Origin of the sequence: Citrobacter portucalensis, from assembly GCF_023374935.1 — a bacterium.
GTDB classification, from domain to species: domain Bacteria; phylum Pseudomonadota; class Gammaproteobacteria; order Enterobacterales; family Enterobacteriaceae; genus Citrobacter; species Citrobacter portucalensis.
The window spans coordinates 2,324,321-2,338,887 of sequence record NZ_CP092466.1 but is presented as its reverse complement, the minus strand read 5'-3'; the positions used below and the strand labels follow the sequence as shown (position 1 = coordinate 2,338,887).

Here is a 14,567-nt window from a genome sequence, read left to right as displayed (position 1 = left end):
GATTAAGGTGATTTAAACATGGGATTCAAATGCGGTATCGTCGGTTTGCCAAACGTAGGCAAATCCACCCTGTTCAACGCGCTCACAAAAGCGGGTATTGAAGCGGCAAACTTCCCGTTCTGTACTATCGAGCCGAACACCGGTGTTGTCCCGATGCCCGATCCGCGTCTGGATCAGCTGGCCGAAATCGTCAAACCGCAGCGTATCCTGCCAACAACGATGGAATTCGTCGACATTGCCGGTCTGGTAAAAGGCGCGTCCAAAGGTGAAGGCCTGGGTAACCAGTTCCTGACCAACATCCGTGAAACCGAAGCTATCGGCCACGTGGTGCGTTGCTTTGAAAACGACAACATCATCCACGTTAATAATAAAGTGGATCCGGCTGACGACATTGAAGTTATCAATACCGAGCTGGCGTTGTCCGACCTCGACACCTGTGAGCGCGCTATCCATCGCGTGCAGAAAAAGGCCAAAGGCGGCGACAAAGACGCTAAAGCAGAACTGGCTGCGCTGGAAAAATGCCTGCCACAGCTGGAAAACGCTGGCATGCTGCGCGCGCTGAAAACGCTGACTGACGAAGACAAAGCGGCTATCAAATACCTGAGTTTCCTGACGCTGAAGCCAACAATGTACATCGCCAACGTCAACGAAGACGGTTTTGAAAATAACCCGTACCTCGATAAAGTGCGCGAAATCGCGGCTGCCGAAGGTTCTGTTGTGGTTGCCGTTTGCGCAGCCGTTGAAGCTGACATCGCAGAACTCGATGATGCTGACCGTGAAGAATTCATGGCTGAAATGGGTCTGGAAGAGCCGGGCCTGAACCGCGTTATCCGTGCTGGCTACGAATTGCTGAACCTGCAGACCTACTTCACCGCTGGCGTGAAAGAAGTCCGGGCATGGACCATTCCTGTCGGTGCCACGGCTCCGCAGGCAGCCGGTAAAATCCATACCGACTTCGAGAAAGGCTTTATCCGCGCACAAACCATCGCGTTTGAAGATTTCATCACCTATAAAGGTGAGCAAGGTGCGAAAGAAGCTGGGAAAATGCGTGCCGAAGGTAAGGACTATATCGTCAAAGATGGCGATATCATGAACTTCCTGTTCAACGTCTAAATAAAATTTGTTGTCTCATGAGGTTGCAACGAATCTCATGAAAATCGCAAAACCCTATAAAATCCACGCAATTGCGTGGATTTTTGTTTTCACAGCATCTCAACTCATCTCGTCACAGCACCGTCAAAAATGAGTACATATTGACGCTGACCCCTTCGTGAAGCACACCGCCCTACAGTTTCTCCAGAATTAAACACGCTTCACGATTAAGCGTAATGAACTCCTGCCAGCTATATTGCTGTTGGTAGTTAAGCTGATACTGCTTTTCTACCTGGCAAATAAGCGGACGTGTTTCATAAATCGCGCACAGCTTTGTCTCCATCTGATAGTGACGACAAATGCCGTCACCGCGATCAAGAAATTGCGTTTCACTGGCGCGATCGACGTGGCGACAACAAGCGCCACACTGGTTACAGGGAAACGCGGGCGTGAGCGTCATAGCTTACTTAACCAGCTACGTACAGAGCGGGTATTCCCTGCTTCAAACGGTAGCGCAATATTTCGGCGCTCAACCTCTGCACGCAGCAACAAACCACGCTCAATTTCATTGTTCACCGCGTTAAGATGCAGCGAGAAACGCGATAACGCTGACGTATCAATAGCAAACTCTAACGCCGAAAGCTCCAGTAGATAACGATCGAGTTCAGCATTCACCTGTTGATAATACTCTAGTGCTTTCTGATACTTATCTTTAAACGTATCCAGAAACGCCCAGACCTTTTTCATCAATGCGCTGTGTTCCAGGAAGTAGTTCATTACCAGCGTCAGAATACCTGTCGCCAGCGCACCGCAGAAAGCGGCCAGTTCCGGACCAAAAGGAAAGACGAGCATCTTGGCTAAAGCTTCGTTAACCACCACACCAGCAGCCACGGCCACACCCGCAGCCACCAGCTTGCTTACCGCTTTAGCGAGCTGCCCCGGCGCTAAGCCTTCAGGGTTAAAGACCATAACTTTAAAGGCCTGTACCAAATTGTTCCACATCTCACGAATCAGGCGCACCATCATCTTCTTAGTCGTAAAGAAGATATTGAAGAGCGTCGTCGTAATGCTGGAGAGCACGCCACCGATGGCACCGTCTTTAAAGGACGTCAGGAAAGTGCTGAATTTACCCTGCACTCGCTGCCAGACTGCGCGTAATGCCTCCGCCGCATCTTGCAGGAAGTCTCCGGCATCGAATGAATGACGATGCTTCTCAAACATCACGGGAATACGCTCGCGGAACTCAAACCAGGTCTCTGCCAGAATCAGTCCCAACATCTGCCGCGTTCCCATGCGAAACGCATTGTTCATTGTGGCGGTGGCGACATTCTTCGCAAACTTACTGCTGGTATAATATTCCTGATTGATTGTACTGTTGTATTTTGCCCGCGCCTTTTTGTCGGCCTCTTTCATCCGTTCAAAATCGGCGGCGGCTTTATTTTCCAGCTTATTCAGCTGTTTTTGCTCTTGCTCGGAAAGCGTTGGTTGGCTGCGTAAACGGGCAATTTCCTGCGTGGTCACAGCATGCTGTTCTTGTAGCGTTTGCACGAAGGCATCCATCGTTTTCGCCTTCTTCGCCTTATTCAGCGACTCATTCGTGAAGGTCAGATTTGATGAATCATTAGCCAGATCGGCACCATCGCATTCGGCAAGGATACGCCCAGGATCGTTGTGAATTTCATGGGCGGCAATAATATGGTCGAGGTTCTTTTTATCATTAGCCGCAAATTTCTCACCGGTGTAGGTATCGGTCAACTTACCGGCCTCGTGCGCCTTTTTTCCCGCCCGGTTGGTGGCAATGTAGTTTTCGTGGCTATGGTAATGATGAGAATCATACCCTTCACGTTGCTCGTACCGTTGACGCTCGGCATCGGTGGCATACACTCCCTCGCGAGCGTTATGAATGGTATTCACATCGCCGCCGTGTTTATCCTCCAGCAAGAGAAAATCCAACCCAAAAGAGGTGGTCAGACTCTTAACCACCGTCTGATGTAACTCTTCACCCCAGTCAAACCTGGCTGTGTTCATTGTGCTCGCCCATAGCAATGCCGGGCAGATTCGCCCGGCGCGTCGATTAAATACGAGAAGAAAATGCGTCAAACTCAGAAGCAGAAACCGCCAGTTTTTCGTCCAGAATCTCTTTGTTCAGCAGGTTCATACCGTTGCTGTCGGTCTGCAGTTGGATCACGCCATCTTCGATAACGGCTTCACCGTTTTCCTGCGTCACCGGCTTGAACAGCGGCGTGGTGATCACGTCGGTCATGATGGCGGCTAATTCATAACCATGGTCGATAATCGCCATGATCTCTTCCGACTCACTAATCTCGGTGGTTATATTCTTCTCATGACGTTCAACAATGATGGCATGCATCGCTTTCAGCGGTTCAAAGTAGTGTTGAACAAAGACGCTATGCATACGGGTTATTGATTCATAAATGCTATTTACATACTGCTGCACCTTCGTCAGCTGCGCTTCAGCCGCATTCATTTTTTCCACCGCAGCTGTCACTTCACGAGAGCTTTGATAAGCATTGTTAAGCGCCTTTTCGGCATGGCTATCGTAAGCCCAGCCTGCGATAGCAATCAACGGAGCCACTACCGCGCCGCCAAGTACCATCGCACCGCCCGCCATTCCCCAGCCGCCTGCGGCCAGAGAACCGCCGCCAATAGCCGCCATTGTGGCGTTATACGCCGCCGCACCAGACAGGGCGGCAATCGGCGTACCGGTAGACGCTGCGGCAAACGCCATCACGCCGCTGTACACGGCAAAACCAGCGGCAGCACCGGACACCCCGGCACCGACGACCGTCGTCAGGTATTCCGTGGCGGAAATCGCCAGACTCTGAATTTTATTGATGTTGTGCTGCGGTACCTTCAGACGAAGATCTTTATGTCCATCCTTAGCCATACGCGCCAACAGATCGTCGGCAATCGTTTTAAATTCATTGAAATCTTTACCGATCTTCAGTTCTTTTTCACCCAGCTCGGCCAGTTTTTTCGACGTTGTTTCATTCGCCAGATCAAAGCTCTCTTTATGCTTATCAAAGCGACGCTGCGCGCGATCTAAAACATCGTCGGCTTCAGATTTTTTCTGGTAGCCATCATAAGCTTTTTTGCCACCAAACGCCGTTGCCGCTGCCGCGACGCCCAGAATAATGAAAGGTAATGCCATAAATAAAAATCTCCTGTGCAATAAGTCGTTGTTACCCGCTACGCATCACATTCCAGAACAGGAACAGAGTCGCGATCGCCAGTGATGTAGTTATGCAGTATGTTGATGACCGTTGTTTTCAACCATTCAGGTTCCAGAATTTCTATATTCGGTAACCAGAATAGAATTAATGGAATAATTTGATTCTGATGTGCTGCCTTGCAAAGCAAAGTCACGCCATCATTCTCTTCACGCACTAATTCTTGCTGAGGCAGTAAATCTCGTCTTGCGAAGTAGCCAGCAATGCTGTGTTTAATACGCACCCGCACCTCAAACGTCTCTTCACTTACCCAAGGATCGCGATGCTCATCAATTAATGACAGTGTGGGTGTATCGACCGTAAAATGCTCTTTCCGGATATCCAACCACCGAATTTTACTTAACGAAAAAGACTTTAGCTTTCCGTCCTCGGTCGCCTGCAGATACCAAATATTTTTCTGGTTAACTAATTTATAAGGGTGAACGGTGCGCGTTTTGTCTTTATATAAAATATGACAGACACTGTTTTTCTGAATCGCTTTTTCTAATAAGTTAAAATACTTTCGCAAATCATTTCTGACTGAATGTTCAGGGCGACCAAACTGAACTCTAACATGCTGTTCTACCGCTCGTTTTTCTAAGCTAAGCCAAAAATCCTCATCTCTATCAGGAAAAACCGCGTCGGCGTCCAGCAGCTTTGCCAGTGGGTCATGAAGGGCATAGGCGCTATTATTCTGCGCGCGAATCGGTATCAATCGATACTCTCCTCCACCACACCCCTCAATAAAGGAGGAAAGCATATTAAGATCACGATAGACCGTTCGTTCAGTGATATTAAATTTCTTCATCAACTGATAGCGATTCACAACGCCACAAGTTTGCAGCTCTATTAGGATATCGACTAAACGTTCTGCTGAGCAACTCCTTGCTGAATCAGCCATAAGCACCTACTTTTCTGTTTTCCTGACATGAATTATATATAAAATGCTGACATATCCTGTCAGTGTATCGGCACGCTGATCATTTTTTTTAGAGAAATCGACAATTTATTTGACCATTAGTCGCATTGGACAATTTTTAGGGACAAAAAGCGCTCCTCATCAGGAGTAAATGCCAGAGACATGGCGGCCAAAAGACCACCTACATACATCCTCATCAAACTGGCTAACGGCTATCTCTTCCACTAAGCCAAATTCAACGTTGAGTTTGCAAAGGTGGATTGTCAGGAGAGTTTCTTAATGATGGCCAGTATCGTGGTATGAACGCCGGTATTTGGTTTCTTCACGCTGAGTAAAAAAACATCATCTGCAGAAGGATGTGGGCGAGCTGGCAGCTGTTAGTGCTGCTGACTGAGTCGTTGAAACACGAGCTAATTCGTTGTACAACCGGGCTTACCCATTGATTTCATAGTGACAAGGGGCTAATTTGTATCTCATTAAACATGATTATGACCCTCATTAAAGCCAGACTATGAACATCAGCGAAAAAACATATCATCAATTGAAGGCCAAAATCATCGCCAATGAGTTGGTGGGGGCTATCTCAGAAAATGAGCTATGTCAGGAACTTAATGTCAGCCGTACGCCGCTGCGCGAAGCTTTGTTTCGCCTGATGACTGAAGGCTGGATTGAGCCTTCCAAAAATAAAACGAAAACCATTAAACCCATTACGCTCAGTGAAATACGTGATATTTTCCAGATCCGAAAAGACATTGAAATTATGGTATTGAATTTGTCATGGGAGAACCAGGACCCGCAACGCTACCAGACAATTAAAGATAAAATTGAAGTCGGTTTTCATGATTCGAATGTGTCTTTATTACTCGAAGCTGATAACGAGCTACATGAACAAATGCTATCCGATTGCCACAACGCTATTGTGACTAAAACGCTGACCTTCATGTATGACCGGTTACGCATGCTGCGTTCAGACAAAATGAAAAATGATTCAATTATTGATTCATCCAAAGAACATTTGAAAATTTGCGCCGGTATTATTGCCCGCGATATAGAACAAACCCGTGAGGCCATTGCCCATCACGTCAACAACTCCTACAACCGCCTGTTCTCCAGCTTTAAATAGGCTATGCATATAACATGACCGGTATTTCTACCGGTCATGTGGAAAGTTAAAAATTAGTAGAGTTGTCGGTACAACGCCTTAATCTCTTCAATACAAGTATCTCGAGGGTTTCCACCTGTACAGACGTCCGCCATTGCCGCGGCTGCCAGAGCATCGATATCTTCATATTTCATGCCGATATCGCGCAGTCGGGCGGGAATATTTACGTCGCGGTTAAGCTGTGCCACGGCTTCAACGGCCGCCTGACGCGCCTCTTCGATCGGCATCACCATGGCCTGAGTATTGCCCAAAGCCTGTGCAATTTGGCGATATTTGTCTCCTGTAAACTCGGCGTTGTATGCCATGATATGCGGCAATAGCACTGCATTGGCGACGCCGTGTGGCGTACCATAGAATGCACCCAGAGGATGGGCCATCCCATGCACCAGGCCCAATCCGACATTAGAAAAGCCCATCCCGGCAATATACTGCCCCACCGCCATGCCTTCAGCGTCCTGGGCGATTCCCTGTATCGAACCGCGTAGCGAACGCCCTATCATCTCAATCGCCTTTAAATGAAGCGTATCGGTTAATTCCCATGCCCCTTTCGTAATATATCCTTCGATTGCATGAGTCAGTGCGTCAACACCGGTTGCCGCTTTTAAACTGGGCGGCATGCTGGCCATCATGTCAGCATCAATAATGGCAACGACCGGAATAGCATGAGGATCGTAGCAAACGAACTTACGTCGGTTCTCTACATCGGTAATCACATAGTTAATAGTCACCTCAGCTGCCGTACCCGCGGTCGTTGGAATGGCAATCATCGGTACAGCGGCATTTTTAGTGTCAGCCCCACCTTCGAGGCTGCGGACATCGGCAAACTCAGGGTTGTTAATGATTATCCCTACCGCTTTGCACGTATCCTGCGGTGAACCGCCACCAATAGCGACCAGGTAATCTGCCCCCGCCTGACGAAATGCCTCAACACCTTGCTGCACGACGTCAATCGTAGGGTTAGGTATGACCTTATCAAAAATTTGGTAAGGCAACCCTGCGCTATCAAGAATATCAAGTACCTTGGTCGCTACATTAAACTGGATAAGATCGTGGTCAGTAACTACCAGCGCTTTTTTAAAACCTCGCTTTTTAACTTCATCAACGATAGCGTTAATTGAACCCACGCCAAAATATGAGGTTTCATTTAATATCATTCTATAAGACATATTCTATACCTTATAACAGAGAGGTATAACAGCAATACAGCATTGCCGTGGCATAATGTGTGCTGTTATTGATTTTTGATTATTTGATACTGAACATTATGTCAATCTGTTGCGATTCCTGACGAGTTAGTTCCCCCGCAAAGCTTCTTGATTTCTCTCCAGAATACTGAAACTTATGAGCCACCGCGGTTTTAATTGTAGTAACAAAATCATTACCAATATTATAAATAGCAGAAAGTCGGCTTATCTCACGCTGTATGCCAGTAAGCTGGGTAAGATCATTTTCATCCCAGGCTTTAATTGCCTGCACAAAAAGTTCGGGACAAATATTATTTAATCCTGAAATAACTCCCGCGCCACCCGCGAGAAGATTTGGGATAAGATATTCATCATAACCGGACAGAACAACAAAATCGTCTCTAACGGACGCGACTTTCTGAATAATTTCGCGAGTATGAGAGAGACAATCAACAGTATCTTTAACACCCACAAAATTGGGAAATTCTGCCGCTAATTGCGCTACCAGTACCGCGTCCAGGTCGCATCCAGTTCGGGCAGGAAAGTTGTATGCGAACCATTTTCCATTCAGGCGCTGCCCCAGACCTCGGTAGTATGCCAATAGTTGGGCCGGCGTTTGTTGAAAATAGTAGTGAGGTAGAATCATCACTGCTTGATACCCGCAATGCCAGGCCTCTTCTGACAGACGTATTATATCCGCCATACAGGTAGCTGAGATATTTGCCACCAGCGGCAGCGATGACATTTTCCGTGCCTCACGGATAAACATCAGTCGTTCATCCAGCGTTAATGCGGTGAACTCCCCAATACTTCCCATTAGCAATACGACATGAGTCCCAGCCTCTTCCAAACGTCGCAAATGCTGCTGCAGTGCCGATAAATCAATATTTCCTTGTTGATCAAAAGGCGTAATTGATGGGCACCATGCACCGTGAAATTGAGCATGATTTTCAGACATAATATATTCCTGAGAAAATAAAAATTGTTTTATTTAATGACATGGTAAACAACAATATCAGCCTGTATTTTCTGCCAGTCCCACTGAATACCCAAACCAGGTTCTTCTGGTGGGAAAGCATATCCTTCGCGAATATTCACTTTATTCAGAGTAACACTATCGAGCTGTGGAATATATTCCAACCAACGGCTATTAGTAATGGCGCAACATAATGATATATGCAATTCCATCAAGAAATGCGGACAGACAATTTTATTAAAGCATTCCGCCATATGTGCAACTTTAAGCCATGGTGTAATACCACCAATACGAGCCACATCAACCTGAATAATATCTGCGGCATTATTCTGTAAATACTCTTTGAAGTGCTGGATAGAATAAATGGACTCACCCACCGCGACAGGAATGGTGGTTGACTCACACAATTTTTGATGAGAATCAACATCATGCGCCAGAAACGGCTCTTCAATCCATGAAAGATTAATATGCTCCAACAACGCTGCGCGCTGTTTGGCTTCCGAGAATTTAAACGCCTGGTTGCAATCAGTCATGATCACGTACTCATCACCCACCGCTTCACGTACAGCAGTCAAACGCTCGATATCACGCACCGGACTTTCAGAACCAATTTTGATTTTAGAACCGCAGAATCCCTGCGCCTTAACAGCCAGCGCATCATCAACTAATTCCTGAGTGCTTAAATGCAGCCAGCCCCCTTCGGTGGTGTATAACTTCATGCGCGACTTCGCACCTCCTGCGACTTTATACAGCGGCAAATTCATGCGCTTACACTTCAAATCCCATAATGCGGTATCAATGGCTGCCAGTGCCAGAGACGTAATGGCGCCAACCGAGGTCGCGTGAGTTGAGAACAGCAATGATTCCCAGATGCCCTCAATCATCGTCGCATCCTGACCAATCAATTTCGGTAACAGGTGATCTCGTAACAGCGCAACCACAGATGAGCCGCCGGTGCCAATTGTGTAGGTATAGCCCTCACCAATTTCTCCACTCGATGTTGTTAAACGAATAATCGGCGTCTCTTGGGAGACAAAAGACTGAATCGCATCGACACGTTTTACTTTAGGTTTCAAATCAACCATAAAGATTTCGGCTTTAACTATTTTCATTACATCCTCAATATCTGTTAATTTTTTCGCAAAGTTACAAATGATGCTTACTGAATACCAATGCTGGCCAGTTCATCCCACAATTCCTGCGGAATATCCCAGTTAGCCCAGGCAAAATTAGTCAACGCTTGTTCTACGGATTGAACGCCGCAGGTTACGGTGACCACATTTTGGTTTCTTAATGGGAATTGCAGCGCCGCAGCACCAATCGGTACGGCATGTTTTGCACATAGCGCTTCTATCGCATTTACTTTTTCAATAACCTGCGCTGGCGCGGAACCGTATTCATACAACGCCTTCGATTTATCTTTCGCGACTAAAACTCCGGTAGCGAAAGGTGCAGCAACAGCCACCGAAACATTGTTGCTTTCACATTTGGCAAAGAACGCCTGGCGGTCTGTTTCCAGCAGGTTGTAGCGGTTGGCGAGCATTAAGATATCCGGGGCAGCGTTATCCATCACCTCCATCAGGATTGCCTCTTCATTCGCGCCTGCGCCCCAGGCTTTGATATCGCCATTGCGCTTAAGCTCTTCTAGTGCTTTCTGCCCTGACTCACAGAAGGTTTTAAAATGTTGGCGTTCCAGTTCCGTATTGCCGTAGGTATAAGTGCCGAGATCGTGTACATAGAGAATGTCGATATAACGGATTCCCAGCCGCTGGATAGAGTTTTCGTATGAGCGCATGATGCCCTCATAGGAGTAATCAGCCTGTCGGTTAAAAGGGTTCTCATCATAAAAAAATTCTCCTGCTTCAAGGCCTGGCTCTTGTTTCCGGGATTGCAGCAGACGACCAACCTTGGTGGACAAAACATATTCGCTACGCTCCAGTCCACGTAATCCCAGACCTAAACGCAACTCAGAAAGTCCGCTGCCATAATGTGGTGCAGTATCAAAGTAGCGCCAGCCAACCTGAATGGCCTTATCAACAATGTCCATGGCTTCGTTATTGCTCAGCGTTCTGAATAAATTAGCCAGGCTGGCTGCGCCGAAGGTTAAAGAAGGTACACTAAGCCCTACACTTTTAATTGTATTCTGAGTGATCATAATATTCCCCTGATGTTTATCAGTATTCTTAGTCAACTTTGTTTGCAGTTAATGAGGTCGCTGCTGTTGATTTATTATTAATATTAAAAATCAACTTCAGCACATAAATAATAATCCCGGTCACTACGATAGAAAAAAGACACAAGAGCGCAGGATTCACTCCTTTTAACAGCTCGAACATTTTGTAGAAGATATAAGATATAGCGTGTGAGCCACCATCGATTGATGAGGCCATCATCTCTTTTGGCACATTCAGTTGTGCCTTTTCGGCCAAAGCCTGCGACACAACAGCGAGATCCGAACCAAACCACAGGATCCCGCACACGATGACAATGCCATTAATTAATCCACGGAACATGTTTCCGTTGCATGCAACCGTGCCAAAGACAACAAATATCGGCAGATAAGGAATATCGGCGAATGGCATCATGGTATTAAAAGGCAAAATAGTACTAATCAGGATCGTGAGTGGCACCATCAAAATACCTACAGACAATACCGCAGGGTTTTTAAAAGCAATTTCACCGCTGATACCAAAATAAAGTGACTTTGTTGGAAAACGTTTCTTTACCCATCCAGAAGCAATTTCAGTAATCGGTACCAGACCACTGACCAGCACTCCCGCCATCGTCGGTAATAACACCATGACCGCAGCAAAATTCATTCCACTCTTAATAATATCGCTGAACGGTAGCGCGCCAAGCATACCGATGATCACCCCCAGAATGGCCCCCATCGCTAACGGACTACCAAAAAACCCTAGTTTGGCTTCAATTTTGCTGAGATTAAGGTCAATTTTGTTAATCAACGGAATGCGATCAATTACACGGTCCATTAAAAATGCCAGCGGGGCCCATGCGACGATCTCCGCCTGAGTAATGGTCACGTTTGGCGTGTCACAGAATTTCTGCACATGTGGGGCAATGTAATCGGCGATTTTTAGCGTAATAATAAATGTGATCCAACTTGCAAAAATCCCCATCCAAAATGAACCCGTCACCTGTTCAACGATGATTCCGGCAAATACAAAGTGCCAGTAATTCCAAAAATCAACGTTAAGGGTCTTGGTGGTATTGGTTGAAATCATCAACAAATTAGTGGAAAAACATAACGCATAAACAATCGGTAGAGAAAGCGCAGCCAGACTGAAGGCGCTAATTAACGGCCAGCCCAGATCCAATACTTCATAATGAAGATTGAGGTTTTTTACCATCGCTTCTGTCGAACTGCTGAGTGATGTCACCATAAAACCGATCAGCAACGAAAGACCGAGAAACCCAATACCTACCGTCATTGCATTTTTTGCCGCATCGGCAAGTTTCGCGCCAAATAGCACGGCAAATAAAAACATAATCATTGGAATGACCACTGCCGGGCCAAATCCGAGGATATATTGAACGACTTCCATAAGTGCCCCCCTGTTACTTTAATGAGTAAACCTTCTCTGCCACGCGATAAAAAAAGTTATCGCTGGAAAGAGCCTGGTGAGATTGCAGGTAGTTCTGGTAAAGCCCTAAAGTGTCGGCGTACGGTAATGCCAGTAGAGAAACAGGCCAGTCGGAGCCATACATCACTCGCTCATCACCAAATGCGGCAAAAACCGAGCTAAAATAAGGTTCCAGCTCCTGGCTCGCCTGCTCAGGTCCCGTCCAGCGGGCATAATCTGCTTCCGTGACCAGGCCTGATAGTTTGCAAAAAACATTGCTGTAAGCCTCACCAATCAACATTAACTGTTCACGCCAGCGGGTAATTTCCCCATCGCGAACTGCGGGTTTTGCCGCATGCTCGATAACAAAGGTCACTTCCGGACAAGCAGAGATAAGCTGGCTTGCCGCCTCCAGCTGTTGGTGCGTAACCAGCAGTTCATACACCAGCCCCTGCTCTCCAACGCAACGTACCCCCTGGATAAATTGCGGGGTCACTAAATGGCTCTCAGGCAAGCCCTGAGACATATAGCGGATCCCTTTCAGATAGCGGGATTTTCTCTGCAGTCTCTGCAAATCCTCTGCGATCCCAGCCCCGCGGTTTATATCCACCCATCCCACAACACCTTTTACTTCATCGTGATGCTCAGCTATTTCCAGCAGCCATTCGGTCTCCTCAATTGAAGGGATGGCTTGTACTAAAATGGCGCCTTCGATGTGGTTTTCAGCCAATACGGCCTGCAAATCGTCAATAAGAAAATCACGGCGAATTGCCGCCAGATCGTCTGTGATCCAGGCAAAATGCTCTCCCTGGCAATGCCAAATATGGTTATGGGTATCAATCACTTTCACACTCACCTTTCTGTATTTTAATTGTATACAATGAGAATACAATAAAAGTCTGTGGTTAAAAGGCAACCACGGAATGCACTATCTGAGTACGGGATCACAATTTTCACGGTTTATCTGTAGGCTAAAAAAGGGCCGTAAAAGCCTATAACCGCCGTAGAATCCGATGTCACTGAGCTGAACTATTGCATGTGGTTAATGTGGTGGACGCTTGTGCGTCCCGCTGAAGTTAGAGAAGCAGAATGAGCAGAGAAGAGCGATAGATGGGTAAGTACGAACTAAAATCTAAACGTTTCGTAAGTTACGATGTATTGATACGTTAACATTAATAGATAACGGTTATTTTATTGAAACCCTAAATTACGACGAGAGTTTAATACACGCCCCAACTTTGAGCCTTGCGCGCTAAACCGTGACTTAGCAGTACCCCCACGTTTCAGTTTTGTAACATCCACCAGCAAATTAGCGATACCCCCCACATAATTCACACATCCCTCCGGTTGATGAAACGAAGCAGTTAGGTTAATCATATTGAGGCGCGCGGAAGCCAGGGGCTGTCTACCCGCACGGTATCCCGGTGATCGAGCCCCTGGATAAGATGCAGCGCGCTAAGACGCCCGATTTCATAGTGCGGCAGCTGTACCGTTGAGAGCGGCGGCAAAAATAGCTCGCCGGTGCCCACCATATTGTCATAACCCAGCACAGCGACGTCCTGCGGAATGCGCAGCCCTCGCCCCAGCAAGAGCTGGTAGATAACAAAAGCCACGCGGTCGTTACCGCACACCACCGCATCGAACATCGGGCGCGCGCCGCTCAGGTAATGCCCGGCAATCTCCGCCGCATCAATATGGTGGCGCTCGCCCGGCGGAAGATAGTGGTGGAACATTGCATCAGGGTCGACACCCGCTTCACGACAAGCCCTCTCCATTCCCGCCCGACGGCGATCGGTCGCCACAATTCCTTTCGGTAGGTGGATACACAGCAGTCGGCGATAGCCTGCGGCCAACAGCGCTTTCACACCAAGATATTGCCCTTGTTCATCATCGGGAATATAGGTGGGAAAAGGGCCGCTTGTGCTTTCACAGTTCGCCAGCACGCAGCGATACTTATGCAGCTTTTCCGGTACCGGTACCTGGCGCAGTCCCATCGCGGTGTAGATAATACCGTCCGGGCGATGCGCCAACAGCAGATCAACCATTTTCTCTGGCTTGTCATTGCTGAACATATTCACCACAAAGCTATTCCAACCGTGCGCCCGCGCGGTCTCTTCGATAGAGAGCGTTATCTCGACGGAAAATGGCGTAGTCATGGTGTCAAGCGCCAGCACCCCAATCGTGTTAGCCGTGGTTTTTGCACCACGAATTTTTTTAGCGGAGAGATCGGAGACATACCCCAGCGCATCTACCGCTTCCATCACCTTTTTATAGGTTTCAGGCCGTAGTCGTTCGGGCTCGTTAATCGCCCTCGATACGGTCATTAACGAGACGTTAGCCCGCTGCGCCACATCCTTTAAAGATGCCATACCCTCTCCTTCGCCGATGTTCACTTTGCCGGGGTCTGAAAATGCGATCTCGAT

At 47.4% G+C, this 14,567-nt stretch carries 13 protein-coding genes; 2 read left to right on the top strand and 11 right to left on the bottom strand.

Going from position 1 to position 14,567, the window contains the following annotated elements; genetic code table 11:
• Positions 1 to 18 precede the first annotated feature (18 nt).
• Complete coding sequence (gene ychF, locus LY264_RS11415; RefSeq protein WP_003020818.1) at positions 19 to 1,113, top strand: redox-regulated ATPase YchF; 1,095 nt, start codon at positions 19 to 21, stop codon at positions 1,111 to 1,113.
• Between the two features lie 172 nt (positions 1,114 to 1,285).
• Here the strand turns inward: ychF and LY264_RS11410 are convergent, their stop codons facing one another.
• From LY264_RS11410 to LY264_RS11395, 4 genes are read right to left on the bottom strand one after another with little or no spacing between them, the layout of a single operon-like run.
• Entirely contained in the window at positions 1,286 to 1,552 is a 267-nt protein-coding gene (locus tag LY264_RS11410; RefSeq protein WP_048224059.1) for a YkgJ family cysteine cluster protein, read from the bottom strand.
• Positions 1,549 to 3,120, bottom strand: coding sequence for an ATP--cob(I)alamin adenosyltransferase (locus LY264_RS11405; RefSeq protein ID WP_048224062.1), 1,572 nt, complete (start codon positions 3,118 to 3,120; stop codon positions 1,549 to 1,551). The genes LY264_RS11410 and LY264_RS11405 overlap by 4 nt, the downstream gene beginning before the upstream one ends.
• 46 nt (positions 3,121 to 3,166) lie before the next feature.
• Positions 3,167 to 4,264, bottom strand: coding sequence for a hypothetical protein (locus tag LY264_RS11400; protein WP_048216231.1), 1,098 nt, complete (start codon positions 4,262 to 4,264; stop codon positions 3,167 to 3,169).
• A gap of 38 nt (positions 4,265 to 4,302) precedes the next feature.
• A complete protein-coding gene (locus tag LY264_RS11395; protein WP_048216230.1) occupies positions 4,303 to 5,223 on the bottom strand; it encodes a helix-turn-helix transcriptional regulator in 921 nt (306 codons plus the stop codon).
• Positions 5,224 to 5,752: 529 nt separating this feature from the next.
• On the opposite strand from LY264_RS11395, the gene LY264_RS11390 reads away from it, so the two are divergent.
• The gene (locus LY264_RS11390; RefSeq protein ID WP_048216229.1) at positions 5,753 to 6,364 is read left to right on the top strand and encodes a GntR family transcriptional regulator; all 612 of its coding nucleotides are present in this window, start codon (positions 5,753 to 5,755) and stop codon (positions 6,362 to 6,364) included.
• Positions 6,365 to 6,417: 53 nt separating this feature from the next.
• Here LY264_RS11390 and fucO read toward each other — a convergent pair whose 3' ends face one another.
• From fucO to LY264_RS11355, 7 genes are all read right to left on the bottom strand, one after another.
• The gene (gene fucO / locus LY264_RS11385) at positions 6,418 to 7,569 is read right to left on the bottom strand and encodes a lactaldehyde reductase (RefSeq protein WP_048224064.1); all 1,152 of its coding nucleotides are present in this window, start codon (positions 7,567 to 7,569) and stop codon (positions 6,418 to 6,420) included.
• Between the two features lie 79 nt (positions 7,570 to 7,648).
• The gene (locus tag LY264_RS11380; protein ID WP_048224068.1) at positions 7,649 to 8,545 is read right to left on the bottom strand and encodes a dihydrodipicolinate synthase family protein; all 897 of its coding nucleotides are present in this window, start codon (positions 8,543 to 8,545) and stop codon (positions 7,649 to 7,651) included.
• 29 nt (positions 8,546 to 8,574) lie between these two features.
• On the bottom strand, positions 8,575 to 9,675 hold the full coding sequence (locus tag LY264_RS11375; RefSeq protein WP_048224071.1) for a mandelate racemase/muconate lactonizing enzyme family protein: 1,101 nt from the start codon (positions 9,673 to 9,675) through the stop codon (positions 8,575 to 8,577).
• Between the two features lie 47 nt (positions 9,676 to 9,722).
• Complete coding sequence (locus LY264_RS11370; protein WP_048224073.1) at positions 9,723 to 10,718, bottom strand: aldo/keto reductase; 996 nt, start codon at positions 10,716 to 10,718, stop codon at positions 9,723 to 9,725.
• Positions 10,719 to 10,746: 28 nt separating this feature from the next.
• On the bottom strand, positions 10,747 to 12,126 hold the full coding sequence (locus LY264_RS11365; RefSeq protein WP_171846015.1) for a PTS transporter subunit IIC: 1,380 nt from the start codon (positions 12,124 to 12,126) through the stop codon (positions 10,747 to 10,749).
• 13 nt (positions 12,127 to 12,139) lie between these two features.
• Positions 12,140 to 12,994, bottom strand: coding sequence for an amidohydrolase family protein (locus LY264_RS11360; RefSeq protein ID WP_053069275.1), 855 nt, complete (start codon positions 12,992 to 12,994; stop codon positions 12,140 to 12,142).
• A gap of 523 nt (positions 12,995 to 13,517) precedes the next feature.
• Complete coding sequence (locus LY264_RS11355; protein WP_048216224.1) at positions 13,518 to 14,513, bottom strand: LacI family DNA-binding transcriptional regulator; 996 nt, start codon at positions 14,511 to 14,513, stop codon at positions 13,518 to 13,520.
• Positions 14,514 to 14,567 lie beyond the last annotated feature (54 nt).

Excerpts from the sequence above, each read along its gene's own strand:
- ychF (WP_003020818.1), top strand. The coding sequence starts at position 19 with ATGGGATTCAAATGCGGTATCGTCGGTTTGCCAAACGTAGGCAAATCC.
- LY264_RS11410 (WP_048224059.1), bottom strand. The coding sequence starts at position 1,552 with ATGACGCTCACGCCCGCGTTTCCCTGTAACCAGTGTGGCGCTTGTTGT.
- LY264_RS11405 (WP_048224062.1), bottom strand. The coding sequence starts at position 3,120 with ATGAACACAGCCAGGTTTGACTGGGGTGAAGAGTTACATCAGACGGTG.
- LY264_RS11400 (WP_048216231.1), bottom strand. The coding sequence starts at position 4,264 with ATGGCATTACCTTTCATTATTCTGGGCGTCGCGGCAGCGGCAACGGCG.
- LY264_RS11395 (WP_048216230.1), bottom strand. The coding sequence starts at position 5,223 with ATGGCTGATTCAGCAAGGAGTTGCTCAGCAGAACGTTTAGTCGATATC.
- LY264_RS11390 (WP_048216229.1), top strand. The coding sequence starts at position 5,753 with ATGAACATCAGCGAAAAAACATATCATCAATTGAAGGCCAAAATCATC.
- fucO (WP_048224064.1), bottom strand. The coding sequence starts at position 7,569 with ATGTCTTATAGAATGATATTAAATGAAACCTCATATTTTGGCGTGGGT.
- LY264_RS11380 (WP_048224068.1), bottom strand. The coding sequence starts at position 8,545 with ATGTCTGAAAATCATGCTCAATTTCACGGTGCATGGTGCCCATCAATT.
- LY264_RS11375 (WP_048224071.1), bottom strand. The coding sequence starts at position 9,675 with ATGAAAATAGTTAAAGCCGAAATCTTTATGGTTGATTTGAAACCTAAA.
- LY264_RS11370 (WP_048224073.1), bottom strand. The coding sequence starts at position 10,718 with ATGATCACTCAGAATACAATTAAAAGTGTAGGGCTTAGTGTACCTTCT.
- LY264_RS11365 (WP_171846015.1), bottom strand. The coding sequence starts at position 12,126 with ATGGAAGTCGTTCAATATATCCTCGGATTTGGCCCGGCAGTGGTCATT.
- LY264_RS11355 (WP_048216224.1), bottom strand. The coding sequence starts at position 14,513 with ATGGCATCTTTAAAGGATGTGGCGCAGCGGGCTAACGTCTCGTTAATG.